General features: G+C 71.4%; 16 protein-coding genes. 8 read left to right on the top strand and 8 right to left on the bottom strand.

Going from position 1 to position 19,366, the window contains the following annotated elements; all coding sequences use genetic code 11:
• The first annotated feature begins 129 nt into the window (after window positions 1-129).
• Window positions 130-825 carry a type 1 glutamine amidotransferase domain-containing protein gene (locus ACIRL2_RS08600; protein ID WP_395858719.1) on the top strand — a complete coding sequence of 232 codons (696 nt, stop codon included), beginning with the start codon at window positions 130-132 and terminating at the stop codon, window positions 823-825.
• Window positions 826-885: 60 nt separating this feature from the next.
• Here ACIRL2_RS08600 and ACIRL2_RS08595 read toward each other — a convergent pair whose 3' ends face one another.
• Complete coding sequence (locus ACIRL2_RS08595; protein ID WP_402231061.1) at window positions 886-2,385, bottom strand: MFS transporter; 1,500 nt, start codon at window positions 2,383-2,385, stop codon at window positions 886-888.
• Between the two features lie 59 nt (window positions 2,386-2,444).
• On the opposite strand from ACIRL2_RS08595, the gene ACIRL2_RS08590 reads away from it, so the two are divergent.
• A complete protein-coding gene (locus tag ACIRL2_RS08590) occupies window positions 2,445-3,629 on the top strand; it encodes an ROK family protein (RefSeq protein WP_402231059.1) in 1,185 nt (394 codons plus the stop codon).
• A 74-nt stretch (window positions 3,630-3,703) separates the two neighbouring features.
• On the opposite strand, the gene ACIRL2_RS08585 is transcribed toward ACIRL2_RS08590, so the two are convergent.
• Window positions 3,704-4,549: a serine/threonine protein kinase gene (locus ACIRL2_RS08585; RefSeq protein WP_402231056.1), complete on the bottom strand. Its 846-nt coding sequence runs from the start codon at window positions 4,547-4,549 to the stop codon at window positions 3,704-3,706.
• 950 nt (window positions 4,550-5,499) lie between these two features.
• Here ACIRL2_RS08585 and trpS point away from each other — a divergent pair.
• Entirely contained in the window at window positions 5,500-6,552 is a 1,053-nt protein-coding gene (gene trpS / locus ACIRL2_RS08580) for a tryptophan--tRNA ligase (RefSeq protein WP_402231548.1), read from the top strand.
• 104 nt (window positions 6,553-6,656) lie between these two features.
• The gene (gene tsaA / locus ACIRL2_RS08575; RefSeq protein ID WP_395858715.1) at window positions 6,657-7,073 is read left to right on the top strand and encodes a tRNA (N6-threonylcarbamoyladenosine(37)-N6)-methyltransferase TrmO; all 417 of its coding nucleotides are present in this window, start codon (window positions 6,657-6,659) and stop codon (window positions 7,071-7,073) included.
• 134 nt (window positions 7,074-7,207) lie between these two features.
• Here tsaA and ACIRL2_RS08570 read toward each other — a convergent pair whose 3' ends face one another.
• Window positions 7,208-7,795, bottom strand: a complete 588-nt coding sequence (locus tag ACIRL2_RS08570; RefSeq protein ID WP_402231546.1) for an MFS transporter — start codon at window positions 7,793-7,795, stop codon at window positions 7,208-7,210.
• On the opposite strand from ACIRL2_RS08570, the gene ACIRL2_RS08565 reads away from it, so the two are divergent.
• Window positions 7,724-8,206 (top strand): hypothetical protein, encoded by a 483-nt coding sequence (locus tag ACIRL2_RS08565; protein ID WP_402231559.1) that lies wholly within the window; start codon window positions 7,724-7,726, stop codon window positions 8,204-8,206. The genes ACIRL2_RS08570 and ACIRL2_RS08565 overlap by 72 nt on opposite strands.
• A 309-nt stretch (window positions 8,207-8,515) precedes the next feature.
• The gene (locus tag ACIRL2_RS08560) at window positions 8,516-10,648 is read left to right on the top strand and encodes an MMPL family transporter (RefSeq protein WP_395858711.1); all 2,133 of its coding nucleotides are present in this window, start codon (window positions 8,516-8,518) and stop codon (window positions 10,646-10,648) included.
• 180 nt (window positions 10,649-10,828) lie between these two features.
• On the opposite strand, the gene ACIRL2_RS08555 is transcribed toward ACIRL2_RS08560, so the two are convergent.
• From ACIRL2_RS08555 to ACIRL2_RS08545, 3 genes are all read right to left on the bottom strand, one after another.
• The gene (locus tag ACIRL2_RS08555; RefSeq protein WP_395858710.1) at window positions 10,829-11,776 is read right to left on the bottom strand and encodes a MerR family transcriptional regulator; all 948 of its coding nucleotides are present in this window, start codon (window positions 11,774-11,776) and stop codon (window positions 10,829-10,831) included.
• Between the two features lie 85 nt (window positions 11,777-11,861).
• The gene (locus ACIRL2_RS08550) at window positions 11,862-13,490 is read right to left on the bottom strand and encodes an ABC transporter substrate-binding protein (protein ID WP_402231052.1); all 1,629 of its coding nucleotides are present in this window, start codon (window positions 13,488-13,490) and stop codon (window positions 11,862-11,864) included.
• 340 nt (window positions 13,491-13,830) lie between these two features.
• Window positions 13,831-15,381, bottom strand: coding sequence for an alkaline phosphatase D family protein (locus ACIRL2_RS08545; RefSeq protein WP_402231049.1), 1,551 nt, complete (start codon window positions 15,379-15,381; stop codon window positions 13,831-13,833).
• Between the two features lie 219 nt (window positions 15,382-15,600).
• Here ACIRL2_RS08545 and ACIRL2_RS08540 point away from each other — a divergent pair, with 219 nt between their 5' ends.
• Window positions 15,601-16,392: an SDR family NAD(P)-dependent oxidoreductase gene (locus ACIRL2_RS08540; RefSeq protein ID WP_402231047.1), complete on the top strand. Its 792-nt coding sequence runs from the start codon at window positions 15,601-15,603 to the stop codon at window positions 16,390-16,392.
• Between the two features lie 32 nt (window positions 16,393-16,424).
• Here the strand turns inward: ACIRL2_RS08540 and ACIRL2_RS08535 are convergent, their stop codons facing one another.
• Window positions 16,425-16,967, bottom strand: coding sequence for a hypothetical protein (locus ACIRL2_RS08535; RefSeq protein ID WP_395858706.1), 543 nt, complete (start codon window positions 16,965-16,967; stop codon window positions 16,425-16,427).
• Window positions 16,968-17,185: 218 nt separating this feature from the next.
• Window positions 17,186-18,121, bottom strand: a complete 936-nt coding sequence (locus tag ACIRL2_RS08530) for an NADP-dependent oxidoreductase (RefSeq protein ID WP_402231044.1) — start codon at window positions 18,119-18,121, stop codon at window positions 17,186-17,188.
• A 156-nt stretch (window positions 18,122-18,277) separates the two neighbouring features.
• On the opposite strand from ACIRL2_RS08530, the gene ACIRL2_RS08525 reads away from it, so the two are divergent.
• Complete coding sequence (locus tag ACIRL2_RS08525; protein WP_402231041.1) at window positions 18,278-19,276, top strand: GlxA family transcriptional regulator; 999 nt, start codon at window positions 18,278-18,280, stop codon at window positions 19,274-19,276.
• Window positions 19,277-19,366 lie beyond the last annotated feature (90 nt).

Below are 19,366 nucleotides of genomic sequence, written 5' to 3'. Positions count from 1 at the left end.
TTCGACGGCGAACATCCGACGATCCGAACGCCGCGACGATCCGACGCCGCGACGCACCCACACACCGACGAAGCGATCACATGATGGCTCCCGAGCGCACCCGCTCGGCGGCGCCGAATGGAGAGACTCATGGCGAAGATCCTGTTCGTGCTCACCGGTTCGGACCACTGGACGCTGGCCGACGGCACGCGGCACCCGACCGGCTTCTGGGCCGAGGAGGCAGCCGCCCCGTTCGAGGCGTTCACCGCGGCCGGCCACGAGGTCGTGGTCGCCACCCCGGGAGGCGTGGAACCCACCGTCGACCGGGCGAGCCTGGCGCCCGAGGTGAACGGCGGCCCCGACGGGGTGGCCGCGGTGACCTCCGCGCTGGAGCGGTTCACCGCGCTGCGCACGCCGATCGACCTGGCCGACGTCGACCTCGCCGACTACGCCGCCGTCTTCTACCCCGGCGGCCACGGGCCGATGGAGGATCTCGCGGTGGACGCGACCTCCGGTGCGCTGCTCACCGCGGCTCTCGACTCGGGCAAGCCGCTGGGGGTGGTCTGCCATGGGCCGGCCGCGCTGCTCGCCGCGAAGCGCGCCGACGGCACCTCGCCGTTCGCCGGCTACCGGCTGACCGCGTTCACCAACGCCGAGGAGACCCAGGCCGACTTCGCGGACCGGGCCGAGTGGCTGCTCCAGGACCGCCTGACCGAACTGGGAGTCGATTTCCGGGAGGGCACTCCCTGGGCGCCCTACGTGGTCGTCGACCGCAACCTGTACACCGGCCAGAACCCCTCCTCCTCCGCCCCGTTGGCCGCCGAACTGGTCAAGGCCCTGGGCTGACCCGAGCGCCGACCGGCGCCGCCCACGTGCGGCGGCGCCGGTCGGTTCCGTGCTCGGGTGTCACCGGCCGTCCGTCGGAAGGGGTGACACCGAGGTCACCGCGCCCGAGGTGGACGTGCCGACCAGGGCGGGCGGCGCCAGGTTGCCCGGAACGGAGGGTGCGTCGCCCGGGCCGGCCGGCCCGGTGTCCGTGCCGCGCGGGGCGGCCGTGGGACCGAGCATGCGGGCGGCCGGGATCAGGATCGCGGTGAGCACGGCGACCACCGCGAACGAGGCGCTCAGCGACGCGCGGTCGGCGATGCCGCCGACGAGGGCGGGGGCGATCAGGCCGGACGTGTAGGTGACCGTGGCCACGCCCGCGATGGACTGACTCGGGTCGTCACCGATCCGCCCGGCCGCCGCGAAGGTCAGCGGGAGGACGGCGGACACGCCGACGCCGAGCAGCGCGAAGCCGAGCGCGGCGGGCAGGGGGGAGTGCGCGGTCGCCACCAGGATCGCGCCGATCGTGGCCAGCACCGCGCCGGCCCGGACCGTACGGGTCACCCCGAACCGGTCCACGACCGTGCCGGAGGCCAGCCGGGCGATGGCCATCGTGCAGGCGAAGCCGGTGTAGGCGAGGGCCGCGACACCGGGGGAGGCGTCCGCGACCTCCCTGAGGTGTACCGCGCTCCAGTTCATCCCGGCGCCCTCGGCGAAGATCGCGCAGAAGCCGACCGCGCCGATCACGAGCACCGGGCGGGACGGCAGCGCGAAGCGTGGCGGGGCCTTCGCGCCGGCGGTGGGACGCGCGTCGAGCAGGTTGCGGCCGGCGAACCAACCCGCCGACGCGAGCAGCAGGGCCAGGATGGCGAGGTGTACGCGGGCGTCGAGCCCGGCGAACGCGGCGGCCGCGCCCAGGCCGGCGCCGATCAGCGCGCCCGCGCTCCACATTCCGTGCAGCAGCGGGAGCGTCGAGCGACCGAGCCGCCGTTCGACCACGAGTCCTTGCGTGTTCATCGCCACGTCGGACATGCCCGCGCCCACGCCGAACACCAGCAACGCCGCGCACAGCCACGGCAGACCCGGCGCGGAAGCGGGCAGCAGCGGCACCGCGCACCACAGCGCGATCAGGCAGCGCAGCGCGGTCCGGCCGCCGTGTCGGTGCACCAGCGACGCGGCCAACGGCATCGCCAGCGAGGCACCGACGGCGGGCGCGGCCAGCGCGAGTCCCAATTGGCCCGGGCTCAGATCGAGGTGGTCCTGAAGCCAGGGCAGGCGGGACGCGAAGCCGCCGCCGACCGCACCGTGCACGGCGAAGATCAGGCTTGCCGCGATCCGGGCCCGACCGGCCTCGGCGACCTCGGTGGTGGACGGATCGGGCGGTGGCGGTGGTGCCTCCGTTGCCGTGGGCGGCGGGGCGGAGGAGGCGAGCGGCGAGACGTCGGGCGTGTGCGACGGCGATCGCGGCGGTGTCGGTGAGGTTGCCGGCGCAGGCGTCTGCGAACTCGCCTGCGCGGGCTTCTGCGAAGGCGGGGTCGAGGGCAGGCCGGCGGTGTTCGGCGACATGGAAGTCTGCGTCATGGTGCGATAAATTATCAGGCAGGGTTCCTGAAAGAAAGAGTCTGCGAGGATCGCTATCCATGACAGCCGCCCACACCGCGACGCCGAGCACCGCCCGTGCGATCAACGACCGCCTGGCGCTCGATCTGCTGATCGAGCACGGCCCGTTGACCGCCTCCCAGCTCAAGACCCTCACCGGACTGTCCCGGCCCACGGTCGCGGATCTGGTCGAACGCCTCGGCGGCGCGGGCCTGATCCACCTGGTCGGCGAGGCGGGCGAGCGACAGCGCGGCCCGAACGCGCGGCTGTACGGCATCGTCGCCGAGCGCGCCCACATCGCCGGCCTGGACGTGCGTGTGGGCGGGGTGGAGGTGGCCGTCGCCGACCTGGCCGGCCGGACCGTCGCGACCGGCGCGCTGGCGATACCGCCGGATCGCGATCCCGTACAAGCCCTCGCCGATGTGCTCGAACTGCTCGACGACGCGGCGACCCGGGCCGGCGCCGACACCCTGCACACCTTCGGGATCGGCGCTCCCGGCCTGATCGACCCGGTCTCCGGCAACCAGCGCTCGGCCGACTTCCTGCCGGGCTGGCACGCCCTCCTGGTGACCGCGCTGCGCGAGCGCGGGCGAGTGGTCCTGGAGAACGAGGTCAACCTCGCCGCCATCGCCGAACAGCGCCTGGGCGCGGCCCAAGGTCTGGACACGTTCGTGCTGGTCTGGCTCGGTCAGGGCATCGGCGCCGGCGTGATGCTGGACGGGCGGCTGCGTCGGGGAGCGTCGGGCGGCAGCGGTGAACTGGGCTTCCTCCCGGTCCCGGGCACCGATCACCTGCCCTCGCGCACCGACTGCAAGGGCGGTTTCCACACGCTGGTCTCCGGTGTCGCGATCGAGGAACTGGCCGCCCGACACGGCTTCACCGGCAATGCCGTGGAATGCGTCCGGGCGGCGGCCGAGCAGGAGGGTTCGACGCGGCAGGCGGAGGCGGGTGCGGCGTTCCTGGACGAACTCACCGGCCGGGTGGTGCTCGGGGTCGCCGCGCTGGCGGTCATCCTCGACCCGGGTTGCGTGGTGCTGGGCGGCGAGACCGGACGGGCCGGCGGCACGGTGCTGGCCGATCGGGTGGAGGCCGCACTCGCCGAGGCGACTCCGCTGACCACCCGGGTACTGGCGGGCACGGTGCCCGGCAACGCGATTCTGGACGGTGCCGTGCTGATCGCCCTCGACGAGGCGCGCGACGACCTGTTCGGCCGACCTCGGCGCTGAGTCCGCCGGATGTCACGCCTTCCGGTGGGCGCCCGAAGTGCCGGACGTGCCCGAGGCGTCCGGGGCTCGCGTACTCACACCCGGTGGGAGCCGGAGAGCAGACCGGCGGGCGCGACCGCGCACCACGCGTCGAAGAGTTCGGTGACGTTCGGGTAGCGCTCGGCCGGGTCGCGTCGGGTCGCCCGCTCGACCACGGCGAGTTGCGCCAGCGTGCCGCGCCACGCGCGTTCCTCGTCGCCCGCGTCCAGCAGCAGGCGCAGCGTGCGGCCGAGCAGGAACACGGTGCCGGTGCGGGTGACCAGCGCGCCGCGCCTACTGTGCTCGGGCGGCATGTACCGGGTGGACCCGGACAGCCGCGCGCAGTCGAGCACGAACGGCGCGCTGCGGTATTCGTCCAGGTCGATCAGGTGCACGCGACGCGCGTCGAAGTCGTACAACACGCACCCGTCGTACCAGTCCACGCCCACATAGCCGGCCGCGTCGATCAGCCGGTGTGCGTCGAGGATCGCGTCCAGGGCGGCGTGTACGTCGTCCAACGGCAGCGCCCGGAAGCGGGCGAGCGGCGAGGCCGCACCGGTGCGCAACTGCTTGCCCGCGCGCTTGACCGTCGAGTGGTACAGCACCTCGCCCGTGCGCCACGGCCCCACCGTCACCGGAACACCATTGGCGCTGAACGTGTGCAGCACCGGCACGATCGCCGGGTGTCGTACGTGCGCGTGCAGGTCGATCGCGCGGCGCAGGCTGAGCGCGGACGCGGGGTTGGGGCCGGTCTTGACGAACCAGTTCCCCTCGGCGTGCACGCCGTAGGAGACCGCGCCGGAGTCCTGGTCGCCGAAAGTGGTGTGCACGGTCCCGATCGAGCGCAGGAAGTCGGCAGGGTCCTGCGCGGTGTCGATGGCGTCGAGCAATGGGTGCGGCACGGCGGTGGGCCTTTCCTGGCGGGTGTTCCGGACCCGCCGCCCGGGTGTCGGCAGCGTGGAGACGGATCGAGCCTGTGGGCATCGGGTCCTTGTAGGCGACGGTAGCGCCCTCGGGAAGGGCGATGGGGCGTTTTCGGTGGAAGCCCCGCAGATGAGGGGCCTGCCAGGGGTGCCAGGAAGGCGGAAAGGAACACGAATTCGGGGGACTGTGTCAGCAAGCGCGGCAATTGCGCGGCCGCTCCCCGGAGCGACCTCGCACCGTCTCGCGGCCTCGGTTTCCATGCCGGATCGGCCCGAGGAGGCGGAGCGCGGTGGGCCCGCCACATCCGCCTCGTCCGCCGTGCCGCGGATGGATACCTCCCCAAAGGTTCTCCACAGCGCTCTCGGATCGGTTCGGGTGGTTCCCGGGCCGACAGACGATTATCGGACACAACCACCAACTCCGCTGCCCCACCCGCCGCTGCGAACGAGCGGGGACCGAAGTCAGGCTCCCTGAAACGAGGTTCGGCACACTGCAACGAGGTTCGCCACGTCGAGCCGCGCTTGCCGACGCCCGATACCGCTTGACGGGCGAGGGGCCGCCGATGCGCCTCCGACAGCGGGCGGTCGTCGTTGCGTCGGTTGGGGACCCGGGGAGTTGCCCGCGGGTGTGTGGGGGGCGGGGTATGGTTGGGGGATGCGGTTTACAGCGGGTCAGAGTTGGTGGCGCTCCACTTAGGGGCGACCACCATTCGTGCATGACCAGGGTCGTTCGGACGGACGGCCCTTTTTTGTGCCCTGGATCAGGGATGGGTGCCGTCGGGACGGCGATCCGCCCACAGACCAGGAGACAGATCATGACCGGCACGCCGAACACCACGATGCACACCTCCGTTTCGGTCCTCCCGACCGAGTCGGCAGTGCCCACCGCCCCTACTGTCCCGATCGATCCGATCGACCCGATCGACCCGATGGGCACGAACGCCGCGCAGGCTCGAAGTGCCGTTGTAGAAGAGCGGATTCGTCGCGAACCGGGGCGCTTTCGAGTGCTCACCGGGGACCGCCCGACCGGACGGCTGCATCTGGGCCACTACTTCGGCACCCTGCACAATCGGGTGCGCCTGCAGAATCTGGGTGTCGAGCAATACCTGGTCATCGCCGATTACCAGGTGCTCACCGACCGCGACGTGGCCGACCGGCTGATGGAGCACGTCGACGGGCTGCTGCTCGACTACCTGGCGGTCGGGATCGACCCGGACCGGACCACGATCTTCACGCACAGCGCCATCCCGGCTCTCAACCAACTGCTGCTGCCCTTCCTGAGCCTGGTCTCGGTCGCGGAGCTGGGCCGCAATCCGACGGTCAAGGACGAGATCGCGCACTCGCGGCAGGCGGCGGTGAGCGGGCTGATGTTCACCTATCCCGCGCACCAGGCGGCCGACATCCTGTTCTGCAAGGGCAATCTGGTCCCGGTCGGCCAGGACCAGCTGCCGCACCTGGAGCTGACCCGCACCATCGCCCGCCGCTTCAACGACCGTTACCCGGCCGGTGGGCATCCCGTCTTCCCCGAACCCGAGGCGCTGTTGTCGGCCGCGCCGCTGCTGCTCGGCACCGACGGCACCAAGATGAGCAAGAGCCGGGGCAACGCGATCGCACTGGCGGCGACGGCGGACGAGACGGCGAAACTGATCCGCGGGGCCAGGACCGACGCCGACCGGCACATCACCTACGACCCGGAGGCTCGCCCGGAGGTGTCCGGCCTGGTCCTGCTGGCCGCGCTCTGCCAGGGCCGCGATCCGCGTCGGGTGGCGGAGGAGATCGGTACGGCGGGCGCCGCCGCGCTCAAGCGGACGGTCACCGAGGCGGTGAACGAGTTCCTGGCTCCGATCCGGGCCCGCCGCGCCGAGTACGCGCGCGACCCGGCCCAGGTCCGCCGCATCCTGCGCGCGGGCAACGAACGCGCGGACACGGTGGGCCGGGCGACGTTGCGCGAGGTGCGCGAGGCGATGATGAGCCTCTACTGAGCACAGGCCGTCCCACGGATACGACCGATGCACACCGACGGTGACCCGCCGGCCGCGTGCTCGGCGGGTCACCGGTCGGTGTGGAGGATGAGGAGGTGGTCCCGGTGATCCGGGATTCGTACGCGGTGCGACCCATCGGCAGGGTCGAATCGGTGCTCGTGGACCGGCGTTCGGCGCCCCGGCAGGCGGACGAGGGGGCGCCGGACGCGTGGTTGGTGTTCGCGGAGGAGGTGCGCGCGGGACTCGGCGACCTGCGCGCGGGCGACGAGGCGGTGCTGCTGACCTGGCTGGACCGCGCCGCCCGGGACGTACTGACCGTGCATCCGCGCGGCGACCGGGAGCGGCCGGCCACCGGCGTGTTCAGCACCCGCTCACCGGACCGGCCGAACCCGATCGGGCTGCACCGGATCGTGATCGTGCGGGTGGAGGGCCTCAGGGTGCACGTACGCAACCTGGAGGCGATCGACGGCACTCCGATCCTGGACCTCAAGCCCGTCCTGGGCCCGACATCCGAACGCTGAGGACGCCGACACACCCCCGGCGTACCCGCCGGGACGGGGTCCTGCACCGCGTACCCGGCCGGCCTGCGGTCAGCCGACGAGGTTCGCGATCCGGGCCGGGTCCTTCGCGGCCGGCCGCTTCGGCCGATCCCGCATCAGGTACGCCACCAGCACCGCGGATACCAGCAGCATCGCCGAGCCCGTCCACAGCGCCAGGTGCAGGCCGTCCATGAACGCGGTCGTCGTGGCGTCGCGCACGACCGCTCGACGATGCGGCGCGCGTCGTCCGCCGGGACCCGCGCGTCGGCCAACACCAACACGAAGGCGATCAGCGCACCGGCGGCCCGCGTGGCCGCGGCGAGCACCCGGACCGAGCCCCAGCCCTGGGTCGGGCCCTCGATCAGCGCGAACACCAGCGCGCCGATGGCCGGCACGCCCAGGACGAGCCCCGGCACATCGAACCGGCCGCGACGCTCGGCGAATTCGGGCAGGACCACGGCGCCGACCAGGATTCCGGCGACGCCGATCGGTACGTTGATCCAGAACACACTGGCCCAGCCGAACGCGTCCACCAGCGGGCCGCCGATCACCGGGCCGAGCGCGAGTCCGGCGCCGGACACCCCCGACCAGATTCCGATCGCCCGAGCCCGCTCGCGATCGTCGGCGAACACGTGTCGGATGATCGACATGCTGCCGGGCAGCAGCAGCGCGCCGCCCACGCCCTGCACCGCGCGACCGGCGATCAGCGCCGTGAGCGATCCGGCCGGTGCGCACCCGATCGAGCCCGCGGTGACAGCGAACAGCGGCCGGTCTCGGCCGCGGCCGCCGCCGGAGTGCCGATCGGCGAGGCGGTGGGCGCGATCGGCGACACCATCGAGGCATTGCCCGCGGACACCTACCCGAACCTGGTGGCGACCGCGCGTGAACTCACCGGGCCGGGCATCGACGCACGCTTCGAGTTCGTCCTCGAACGTTTTCTGGACGGCCCGGCCATGCTGCCCCGGACGACGAGGGCCGACCCGGACCCAACCGACCCGACCGGTTCGCCGGAACCAACCAACCGACTCGACCGACTCGACCGGCAAGACCTGACGACGAGCCACGAGGACCGGACGGTAGGCTCGCGTGCCCACTCCGTCATGATTCGACGGTGAATCACGCCTCTAATTCGGCGAGTTCACCAGGAATTAACCCGCCCTGTGCCCAACTGGGCGGTATTGGGTGGACGGTAGTGCCATCCATCCAGGACAATCCGCCGTCGGGCTGTCGGCAAGCGATGAGTTTCGGGGCGCCGCGCAGTCTGAACTCCTGTATGCAACACAACTATTTCGACACCGTCCGGTTGGCTCCGGACGGTGTCGTGGACAGTCTCGATCACCGGCCGTCAAACCCGGCGTCGAGCTGACTCCATGTTGTCGATCGACCGCTGCTTCCTTGGAATCAGCCCATCAGCTGGGGGAAACATGAACCGGATCAAGGCGCTTGCGGCGTTGCCGTGCGGGCGTCGATCCAAGTGGGTCGTGCTGGCCTTGTGGGTGGTGTTGCTCGTCGTGGCAATGCCGCTCTCGAGCAAGCTGACCGACGCTCAGAACAACGAGGTCTCGTCCTGGCTGCCCGCCGAGGCCGAATCCACGAAGGTCATTCACGAACAGAAGGACTTCCGTCCGGACACGACGGTTCCCGCCGTCGTGGTCTACGAGCGGGAGTCCGGTCTGACGCCGGACGACACGAAGGCGATAGCCGAGGACCAGGCCAAGTTCGGCACCGCCAAGGGTGTCACGAGCCAGGTCGAGCAGCCGACGTTCGATCCGCTGAACAAGGCCGCGCAGACCCTGGTCCCGATCACCGTCAAGGACGGCGGCTGGAACGACCTCGGGGACGCGGTCGATCAACTCAAGGAAGCCCTGAAGGACAATCCGGAGGGCCTGAAGTCGTACGTCACCGGCCCGGCCGGACTCGGCTCGGACCAGGCCTCCGCGTTCGAGGGCATCGACGGGACGCTGCTGTACGCGACGCTGGGCGTGGTCGTCCTGATCCTGCTGTTCACCTACCGCAGCCCGGTGTTGTGGCTGCTCCCGGTGATCTCGGCGGTCGCGGCGCTGTTCATGGCGCAGGCCGTGGTGTACCTGTTCACCAAGGCCGGTCTGGTCGTCAACGGGCAGAGCGCGGCCATCCTGACCGTGTTGATCTTCGGCGCCGGCACCGACTACGCGTTGTTGCTGATCGCGCGCTATCGCGAGGAGCTGCACCGGTACGAGGACCGGCACGACGCGATGGCGGCCGCGCTGCTTCGCGCCGGTCCGGCGATCGTGGCCAGCGCCGCGACGGTCGGCGTCGGCATGTTGTGCCTGATGGCCGCCGAGATGCAGTCCACCAAGGGCCTGGGGCCGGTCTGCGCGCTCGGTGTGCTGGTCGCCTTGGTCGCGATGACCACGCTGCTGCCCGCGCTGCTGGTGATCGTTGGCCGCTGGGTGTTCTGGCCGATCCGCCCGGCGTACGAGCCGGACGCCGTCACGCACGACGAGAACGGCATCTGGGCCAAGGTCGGCCGGCAGATCGCCCGCGGTCCGCGTGTGGTGTGGATCGTGACCGCGGTCATCCTCGGCGTGATGACCATCGGTCTGACCAACCTCAACGGCGACGGCATCGCCAACAAGGACTCGTTCACCAACAAGCCGCAGTCGATCAGCGGCCAGGAGGTCTCCGAGCGCTACTTCCCGGCGGGCTCCGGCGACCCGATCGTGGTGATCGGCCGGGAGTCGGCCGGGGCGACGCTGATGCAGACGCTTCAGGCGACCCCCGGGATCGCCCCCAACGGCGTGCGCCAGACCGGCGCGGCGAACGGGCGGGTGCAGATCGAGGGCGTGATGAGCGACTCGCCCGACTCGGCGGCGGCCAAGGCGACCGTCAACCGGGTCCGCACCGCGATGCACGCGGTACCGGACGGCGCGGCCAAGGTCGGCGGCGGCACGGCGACCCAGATGGACATCGCCAAGGCGTCCGAGCACGACGACAAGGTGATCATCCCGCTCATCCTCCTCGTGGTGCTGATCGTGCTCGGCCTGCTGCTGCGGGCGGTGATCGCACCGCTGGTGCTGATCGCCACCGTGGTGTTGTCCTTCGCCGCGGCCCTGGGTATCAGCGTGTTCCTCTTCGAGCACCTGTTCGGCTTCAAGGGCACGGACGTGAGCTTCCCGCTGTTCGTGTTCGTGTTCCTGGTGGCGCTGGGCATCGACTACAACGTGTTCCTGATGAGTCGGGTGCACGAGGAGTCGAAGAGGCACGGGACCCGGCGCGGCGTGCTGATCGGGCTGTCCGCGACCGGTGGTGTGATCACCTCGGCCGGCCTGGTGCTGGCCGCCACGTTCGCGGTGCTCGGCACGCTGCCGATCGTCTCGTTCGCCGAGATGGGCTTCACCGTCGCGCTGGGCGTATTGCTGGACACCTTCATCGTGCGCTCGGTCCTGGTCACCGCGCTGGGTCTGGACATCGGCCGCAAGATCTGGTGGCCGAGCAAGCTCGCGCAGCGCCCGGACGAGGAGGACGAGCCGAAGGCCGGCGGCGACGGCGACCGGGAAGGCGTCCTGGTGAGCTGATCCATCGCGGGGCCGGTTCCACCGGCACCGGATGATCGAGGGTGGTGGGCGGATCGCATTCGCCCACCACCCTCTTCGTGTTCGTACGGGGAATCCGTCGCGCCCGGGCAGGCAACGCGCGGGTCCGCCCACGGTGAGGCCGAACGCCGCGAACCTGCGCCGCCCGCGGCGTGCCGGGGACTAGGCGGTGCCGTTCCGGGCGCGGAGCGCGGCGAGGAACCAGGTGAAGACCGGCGTCATGCTCGGCCAGGACGGCCATCCGTTCATCACGCCCAGCAACTGCCAATAGCGTTCGGCGCGCGGGTCGGTGCCGATCTCGAAGCGCTCGACCAGCCAGGCGACGAAGGCCGCGTCGGGAGTGCGACCGAACGTGCCGGCGTACCGCGCGAGCAGGTCGGCGACCACCGGTTCGGCCTCGGGCGAGGTCGGCTCGACGCCGGCCGTACGGGCCGCCTCGACCAGTTCGCGGGTGATGGCGGTCAGCCGCTCGTGCGCGTCCGGCGCGACGTCGTCGCCGCGGCCGCGCGCCTGCGCCTGGTACTCGGCCATCCGCCGAATCGACGCGCGGAAGTCGGGATCGGCGACCAACTCGCCGAGCTCGACCCACGCCTCGAGCTGCTCGGAGGTCGGGTCGTCGGGCAGGTTCGGCAATCCGCAGCGCATCTTGGCCAGGAAATCCGGGTCGACGTCCAGGTCGGCGAAGGTCGCGTCGAGGAAGTCGGTGACGATCTTCCGGCGCTCCTCGTCGGACAGTTTCGCGAGCTTGTGCATCAGTTCCAACTCCTCGGGACTCGATCCCCGCCGAGCCACCGCGCGCAGCACGGCCCGACGCAGCCGTAGGGTGCGGATCTGCGTGTCCACCGCGTTCGCGTGCGCCCGCGCGACCTCGCCGACGGTGACCTCGCGCGCCAACACGCGACGAATGGTCTCCAGATCGATGTCGAGGTCGCGCAGCGTGCGTACGAGTTCGAGGCGGACCAGCGCGTCGAGGTCGTACAGCCGGTAGCCGGCGGGACTTCGTTGAGTGGGCGGCACGACACCCGCGTCCGCGTAGAACCGGATCGTGCGAACCGACAGGCCGGTCCGCCGCGCCAGGTCGCCGATCGAATACAGGGTCGCGCCGTCCATGTCCCTCACCGTGCCGTCTCCACCGGGTGGAGACTCAAGTCCGGAGCCCGAGCCTACGAGTTCGCGGCCCGGGGAGCGGCCCTGATCAGCCCTTGAGCCCGATCCGGTCCATCAGCACCATGCCGTCGTTGGTGAGCACCATGCCCACCACCGTCGACCGGTGGAACCCGGTGACCACGGACGACTGGTACGTCCACAGTGGCGCGTCCTGCTTGAGCTGCGCGGCGACCGCCGTGTACGCGGCCTTGCGCTGGGCCGGGTCGTTGGTGGTCCGGGCCTTGTCCAGGTTCTGGTCCACGGTGGGGTTGGCGTACAGCAGGTAGTTGTTCGGGCTGGTGCTGTACAGGTTCACGTACAGCCCGGGTTCGGCGTCCGAGAGGTAGTAGCTGAACATCGCGGCCTGGTAGTTCTTGTTGATCACGATGTCGGTCTGGAACGCGGCGATGGGCATCGGCGCGATCTTGACGCCGATGTTCTTCAGGCCCTGGAGCGAGGTCATGATGTACTCGGCGGTCCGCTGCGCGTTCGCGTTCTGCGGGATCGAGTACGTGAAGTCCAGCGGCTTACCCTCGGCCGCCAACTCGTTCAGCAGCCGCTGCGCCTCCGCACGGTCGGTGCGCTGAACGGTCTCGGTACCCGGCTCCACCAGCGGGCTGTCCGGCGGGAAGATGCTGTGCGTGGGCGTGCCGTTGCCGCTGAAGGAGATCTTGTTCACCTCGTTCGCGTCCAGCGCGAGCTGCACCGCGCGGCGGGCCCGGACGTCGTCGAACGGAGCACGCTTGTTGTTGAAGTAGAGCGACTCGCCGCCGATGATCGTGACGACCTTGGTCTCCAGGCCCTTCTGCTTGGCCTTGACCGGGTCCTCCGCGTTGACCGAGACCTTCAGGTCGGCGCCGCCGGAGTAGACCGTCTCCAGCGCCTGCGTGCTGTCCTGGATGATCTTGAACACCACGGTGTCCGCGTACGGCTTGGCCGCGCCCTGCCAGTAGCCCGGGTTCTTGACGAACGTCATGTGGTCGCCGTTGGTCCACTCCTTGAACGTGTACGGACCGGCGCCGACCGGGTTGCGGGCGAAGCCGGCCGGGTCCTTGCGGTACGCGGTGGGCGAGACGATGAAGGACAGATTGGACGCGACGATGTGGTCGAAGTTGGCGTTCGGGCCGCTCAGCGTGATCTTGAGCGTGGTGGGGTCGACCACCTCGGTGGCCTTGACCGCCTGGATCGTGCCCGCCTGGTACGACTTGCGCGCGGGCGCGGCGTGCTCGTCCCAGGTGAACTTCACCGCCGCCGCGTCGTAGGGCGTGCCGTCGGAGAACTTGACGTTCGGCTTGAGCTTGAGCGTCCACGAGGCGTTGCCCGGGTCCGGAGTCAGGCTCTCGCCGATTTGCGGCATCACCTTGCCGGTCTTTGCCTCGTGCCAGAAGAGCGAGTCGTAGACCGCGTTGAGCCGGGTGTTGTCGGTATAGGAGTTGCTCAGCGCGCCGAACGGGTCCATCGAGCGCATGTCGCTCGCCATCGCCACGGTCAGCGTCCCACCACTCTTGGGCATGACCGTGGAGGTGTCCGTGTCCTTGGCCGCCTTGTCCTCGCCGCCGCCGCACGCGCCCAGCAGCAGGCACGCGGCGACGGCGGGGATCACGGTACGGAAGGCGCGCCCGCCGGCGGGGCCCCGGGCCGGGGCGTCGGGGCCCGGTATAACGCGTTTCGTGTCCATGTCTGTGCCTCGCTTCGATCTGTGCGTCGACCCCCGAGGGGCAACCGGTGGCGGAGCATAATCGAAGCCGTGAACGATCTTTGTCGCGCTTTTTCGGGTACTGATGGATGTTTCGCCCGGCGCGGCTCCGGCGCGGTCTCGGCGGGGCCCCGACGGTGCTCGCGGGCAAGTTCCTTATCGCCTGGTCCGGTTGATCGACCGCGCCCGGAAGCCCTCGTCCGTGCGAGGGCTTCCGGGCGGTGTGCCGAGGTCGGGTGCCTGATGTCTGTCGGGTGCCCGGTGCCCGGTGCCCGGTGCCCGGTGCCAGGTGCCAGGTGCCGGATGCGCGGCGCCGCGGGTGTCAGCGCACCGGCCGCAGGGTCTTGCTCCACAGCACGGTGGAGGCGCCGTCGCGCAGATTGATCGTCAGATCGCCCGAGGGGCCGTCGATCTCGACCTCGCCGAAGTGCTGGAAGCCTTCCAGCGGCGAGTAGTTCGCGCGCGGCGGCGCGTGCACGAACTCGGCCTTCGGGCCGAACGTGCCGTCCAGCGCGTTGGGGCCGAACGCGCCCGCGTTCAACGGACCCGAGACGAACTCCCAGAACGGGTCGAAGTCCTTGAACGCCGCCCGCGCGGGGTCGTAGTGGTGCGCCGCGGTGTAGTGCACGTCGGCGGTCAGGAAGACGATGCCGCGCACGCCGCGTCGTTGCGCGGTGCGCAGGATCGTGGCGAACTCCATCTCCCGACCCAGCGGCTTGCCCGGGTCGCCCTGCGCGACGCCCTCCTGCGCGGCGGCGCCGTCCGGCACCACCAGGCCCAGCGGCAGGTCGTTGGCGATCACCTTCCAGGTGGCCCGGCTCTGCGACAGGCCCTCGATCAGCCACCGCCGCTGCCGGTCGCCGAGCAGCCCGCGCTCGGGGTCGGCGTAGCGGTTGTCGCCGTTGGGGTCCTTGTAGGTGCGCATGTCCAGGACGAACACGTCCAGGTGCCGGCCGTAGGAGAGCTTGCGGTAGACCCGGTCGTTACCGATCGGTACCCACTCGCGGAACGCCTGCCTGGCGCGTGCGGCGAGCACGTCGACGCGCTTCTCGGTGTAGCGCGCGTCGTCCAGGATCTGGCCCGGGTACCAGTTGTTGCGCACCTCGTGGTCGTCCCACTGGACGATCTGGGCGACCTCGGCGGCGAACGCCCGGTAGTTGCGGTCGAGCAGGTTGTAGGCGAACTGGCCCCGGTACTCGGTCAGCGACTCGGCGACCTTGGACTTCTCCGGGGTGACCACGTTGTGCCAGATCCGGCCGTCGGGCAGTGGGACGCTCTCCACCAGCGGGCCGTCCGAATAGACCGTGTCGCCGCTGTTGAGGAAGAAGTCCGGACGCAGGCGGCGCATCTGCTCGAAGATGGTCATGCCGCCGATGTCCGGGTTGCTTCCCCAGCCCTGGCCGACGGTGTCGCCGGACCACACGAACCGCACGCCGGAACGGCTGCGCTCGCTCGGCGCGGTGAGCAGCGAACCGGTCACCGCCTCGCCCGCCGCGCCGCGCTCGCCCTCGACCCGGACACGGTAGTGGATCCGCCGCCCCGCCGGCAGGTCGCGCAGACGAACCCGGCCGGTGAGGTCACCGGCCGCAGTCAGCCACGGACCCCGCACACGGTGCGCGTCGCGCAGGTCGGGCCGGGTGCCGTACTCGACGATCAGCCGACCCGGCCGATCAGCGCGGCCCCACACGATCGCCGAGGACGCGGTGGCGTCGCCGCTCTGCACACCGTGGCTCAGGCTCGGCCGGCCGGAGGCCACGTACGCGGGCGCGTCCGACGTCGAGGCCGAGGCCGCGCCCATAACCGGGGCGATCGCCAGGCCCGCGCCGACGACGGAACCGGTGCGCAGGAGGGTCCTTCTGTCCACTGAGGTCATGGACATGTGTGTAGTGGCGCCGGGCGACGTACCGGCGAACGCCGGCTTGCCGGCTCGTCAAGTCTGGTCGGCGGGCCGGGGGCGACCGAGCGGTCCGGCGCGCGGGCGGCGGCCCGGGCGAAGGGTCTCTTGTTTCCGTCGGCCGCTGCGCCGATGATCCGTTCCACGCGGGCGCCGGCCGCGGCGGGTGGCCGGCCGTGACGAAGGGTGGGCCACGGCATGGGCGCACGGTTCGACGGACAGCGGGTGCTCGTGACCGGCGCGTCCTCCGGGATCGGCGCGGCGACCGCACGCGCGTTCGCTCGCGAGGGCGCGGTGGTCGGGCTGTGCGCGCGCCGGACCGATCGGCTGACGCGGGCGCTGGCCGACCTTCGCGAGGACAGCCCCGACTCGCGGATGTGGCCGTTGGACCTGGCCGCGTTGGAGGCCCTCCCGGACTTCGCGGCGACGGTGGAGCGGGAACTCGGCGGGGTGGACATCCTGGTGAACAACGCCGGCATCCCCAAGCGGCGGCGCAGCGCGAAGTTGTCCGGCGAGGATCTGCGCGAGGTGATGACGGTCAACTACGAGGCGCCGGTCCGGCTGACCGCCGCGCTGCTGCCCGCGATGTTGGCCCGCGGCACCGGACACGTGGTCAACGTGTCGTCGATGGGCGTGCACATGTTCAGCTACGGCGTCGGCGCCTACGCCGCCTCCAAGGCGGCCCTCGAACTGTGGACCGAGGCGCTCTATCTGGAACTGGCCGGCACCGGCGTGGCCGCGCACCTGTTCGTGCCCGGTACCACGCTCACCGAGTTCAGCACCGAACGCGAGGGCAACGACCCGCCGTTCCCGGCCGACCCGAGGAGCGCCGCGACGCCGGAGCAGGTGGCCGCCGCACTCCTGGACTGCGTGGGCGACGACGCGTTCGTCACCTACGCCACCGCCGGGGACGCCGAGACGGCGCGGACCAAGAACGCCGACCCGAACGCCTTCCTGCGCGCGATGCGCGACCGTCTGACACCGCGCTGACCGGGGGATCGAAGACACGTCCCAGGCACGCGCTACCCGGGTTCGTCGGTGGTGCCGTGCTCGCGCCAGGGGTAACCGTGTGCTCGGAACGCCCGGGCCACCGCACGCCGTCCGACCCGCGGCAGGCCCCCGCCGAGCGGGTGGGCGTCGTGGTCGAACAGGACCACCCGCTTGCCGTCGGGCCGGACCGCGCCTATCCCGGTCCGCTCGATCGTGGTGGTCCGGTCGTTGTGCTCGAGCAGGACCCGGGTGTCGGTGAGGGTGAAGCGGGTCGACTCGGCGACGGCGACGAACGCGACGCCCAGGCCCAGGATCAAGCCGAGGGCCGCGCCAATGGCGACCTGCGACGGCTGCTCCGCCGTGCCGACGAGGCGCACGACCGAGCGCATCGGCAGGACCGGCAGTTCAAGCGCCAACCGCGCCAGCGGCGGCAGTACGAACCCGAGCAACAGTCCGAGCGCCGGTAGCCCGCCGAAGATCGCCACCCGATCCGCGCGCGAGTAGCCCAGGACCGTGCGCCTCTCGGCGGCCTGCGCCGCCCACCCGCCCGTGTGGGCGGATCGCTCCTCGGCCATGGCGTGCCCTTCCCTTTTCCCGGTGGGCGGCCGGATCGGTCCGCCTCCACCTCGATGCTAGGGAGACCCGGTCGGCGCCCGCAGCGGCCGAAGGTCGATCACGCGCAGACTTATGTCGAGAGCGCCGAGCCGAACCGCCGCGCACGTCGCCCGGCGGCCCCGCGCCGAGCGGGGTGCGGCGTGCGTGGGGGCCGATCGGCTCGGCCCCGGTGGCCCGACTACTCCACCACGGTCAGCACGATCTTTCCCGAGGTGCGCCCGCCCTCGCCCAGTTCGTGCGCCTTGCCCGCCTGCTCCAGCGGCAGCACCGCGTCGATCACCGGCCGCAGCAGACCCGCCTCGACCAGTGCCGCGATCTCCTTGAGCCCACCCTGATCCGGCTCCACGATGGTGAACCCCGCGCGCAGCCCCGCCGCCTCCGCGACCGGCACCAGGCCCACCTCCGCCGGCGACGCCAGCGAGACCACCAAGCCGCCCGGCCGCAGCGTGCGCAGCGAGCGCGGCCCGTACTCGCCGCCGATCGTGTCCAGCACCACGTCCACGTCGCGTACCGTCTCGGCGAAGTCGACGGCCGTGTAGTCGATCACCTCGTCCGCGCCGAGCCCGCGCACCAACTCGTGCTTGGCCGCGCGGGCGGTGCCGATCACGTACGCGCCGCGCGCCTTGGCGATCTGGACCGCGAGGTGGCCCACGCCACCCGCCGCGGCGTGGATCAGCACCCGTTGACCGGGGCGTACCCCGGCCGCGTCCACCAGCGACTGCCACGCGGTGAGCGCGGCCAGCGGCAGCGCCGCGGCCTGCACGTGCGACAGGCCGGCCGGCTTGCGGGCCAGGTGGCGCGCCGGGGACGTGACGAACTCGGCGTAGGCACCGGCCGGCAGCGGCAGTCGGGGCATCCCGAACACCTCGTCGCCGGGCCGGAAGACGCTGACGCCCAGGCCGACCTCCTCGACCACGCCCGATACGTCCCAGCCCAGCGGGACGGGAGTGTCGCCGATCAGCCCGCCGCTCGCCCGGTGCCAGTAGTCGGTCGGATTCACCCCGGCCGCGTGCACCCGGACCAGGACCTCGGCCGGCCCGGGCGACGGGCGCTCCACCGCGACCACCCTCAGCACCTCGGGTCCGCCCAACGTCTCCTGTCGAATGGCGCGCATCGTCATCACATTCCCCTGCCGTGTTCGGGTCGATCGTGCCCGGCGCGGTGACCGGGACCGTTCGCCGGTTCTCCGCGCCCGGCGTGGGACCAACCCTGTCGGGGCTGCCGGAGCCCATCGAGTGGCCCGATGGCCAATATGTGCAAGGATCAGGCCATGCATCGCGTCGTGGTCCTGGCCCTGGAAAACGTCTATCCCTTCGAACTGGGCATCCCGGTCCGGATCTTCGGCACCGCCACCGGCACCGACGGGGAACCGCTGTACGAGGTGATCACGTGCAGCCTCGACGGCCGACCGGTGCGCACCAGCGCCGACTTCACCATCGCCGTCGAGCACGGGATCGAGGCACTGGCGACCGCGGACACACTGGTACTGCCGCCCTTCGTGTGCGGCGTGGACGAGAACGACGAACCGGACTGGCTCCCCGAACCGCTGGGCCGGGCCCTGGCCGGGCTGCGCCCGGGAGTGCGGATCGTGTCCATCTGCACCGCGTCCTACGTGCTCGCCGCCGCCGGCCTGCTGGACGGTCGCCCGGCGACCACGCACTGGAACGAGGCCGACCGGTTCCGCAAGCGTTTCCCCCGGGTCGACCTCGACCCGGACGTGCTGTTCGTCGACGACGGCGACATCCTCACCGCCGCCGGCGTGGTCGCCGGCATCGACCTGTGCATGCACCTGCTGCGCCGCGACCACGGCAGCGAGGTGGCCAACCGGGTCGCACGGCGCTGCGTGGTGCCGCCGTGGCGCGAGGGCGGCCAGGCGCAGTTCATCGAACGCCCGGTGCCGGAGCCGTCCTCGGCGGCCACCTCGGCGACCCGGGAATGGGCGCTCGAACACCTGCACCGCCCGCTGTCGTTGGCCGAGTTGGCGGACCACGCGCGGATGAGCGTACGCACCTTCACCCGGCGTTTCCGGGACGAGGTGGGCATGACGCCGGGCCAGTGGTTGACCCGGCAACGCGTCGAGCACGCGCGGCGGCTCCTGGAGACCACCGACCTGACCGTGGACCGGATCGCCGACCGGGCCGGCTTCGGCACCGGCGCCTCGCTGCGTCAACACCTGGTCGCCACCATCGGGGTGCCGCCGATGACCTACCGCCAGACCTTCCGCACCCACGACCGGGCGCCCGCCGATCAGGTGCCCGCACGCGGGTGAGGGACCGTCCGCCCGCGTCGCCCCGACCGCGAGCGGGGTGGTCGGGGCGTCCTTCCGACGGGTGACCGGGATCAAGTCGGCCGACCGGGC

It is taken from the genome of Embleya sp. NPDC127516 (genome assembly GCF_044765325.1).
Classification (GTDB): Bacteria; Actinomycetota; Actinomycetes; order Streptomycetales; family Streptomycetaceae; genus Embleya.
This window is presented reverse-complemented; position numbering and strand designations above follow the sequence as displayed.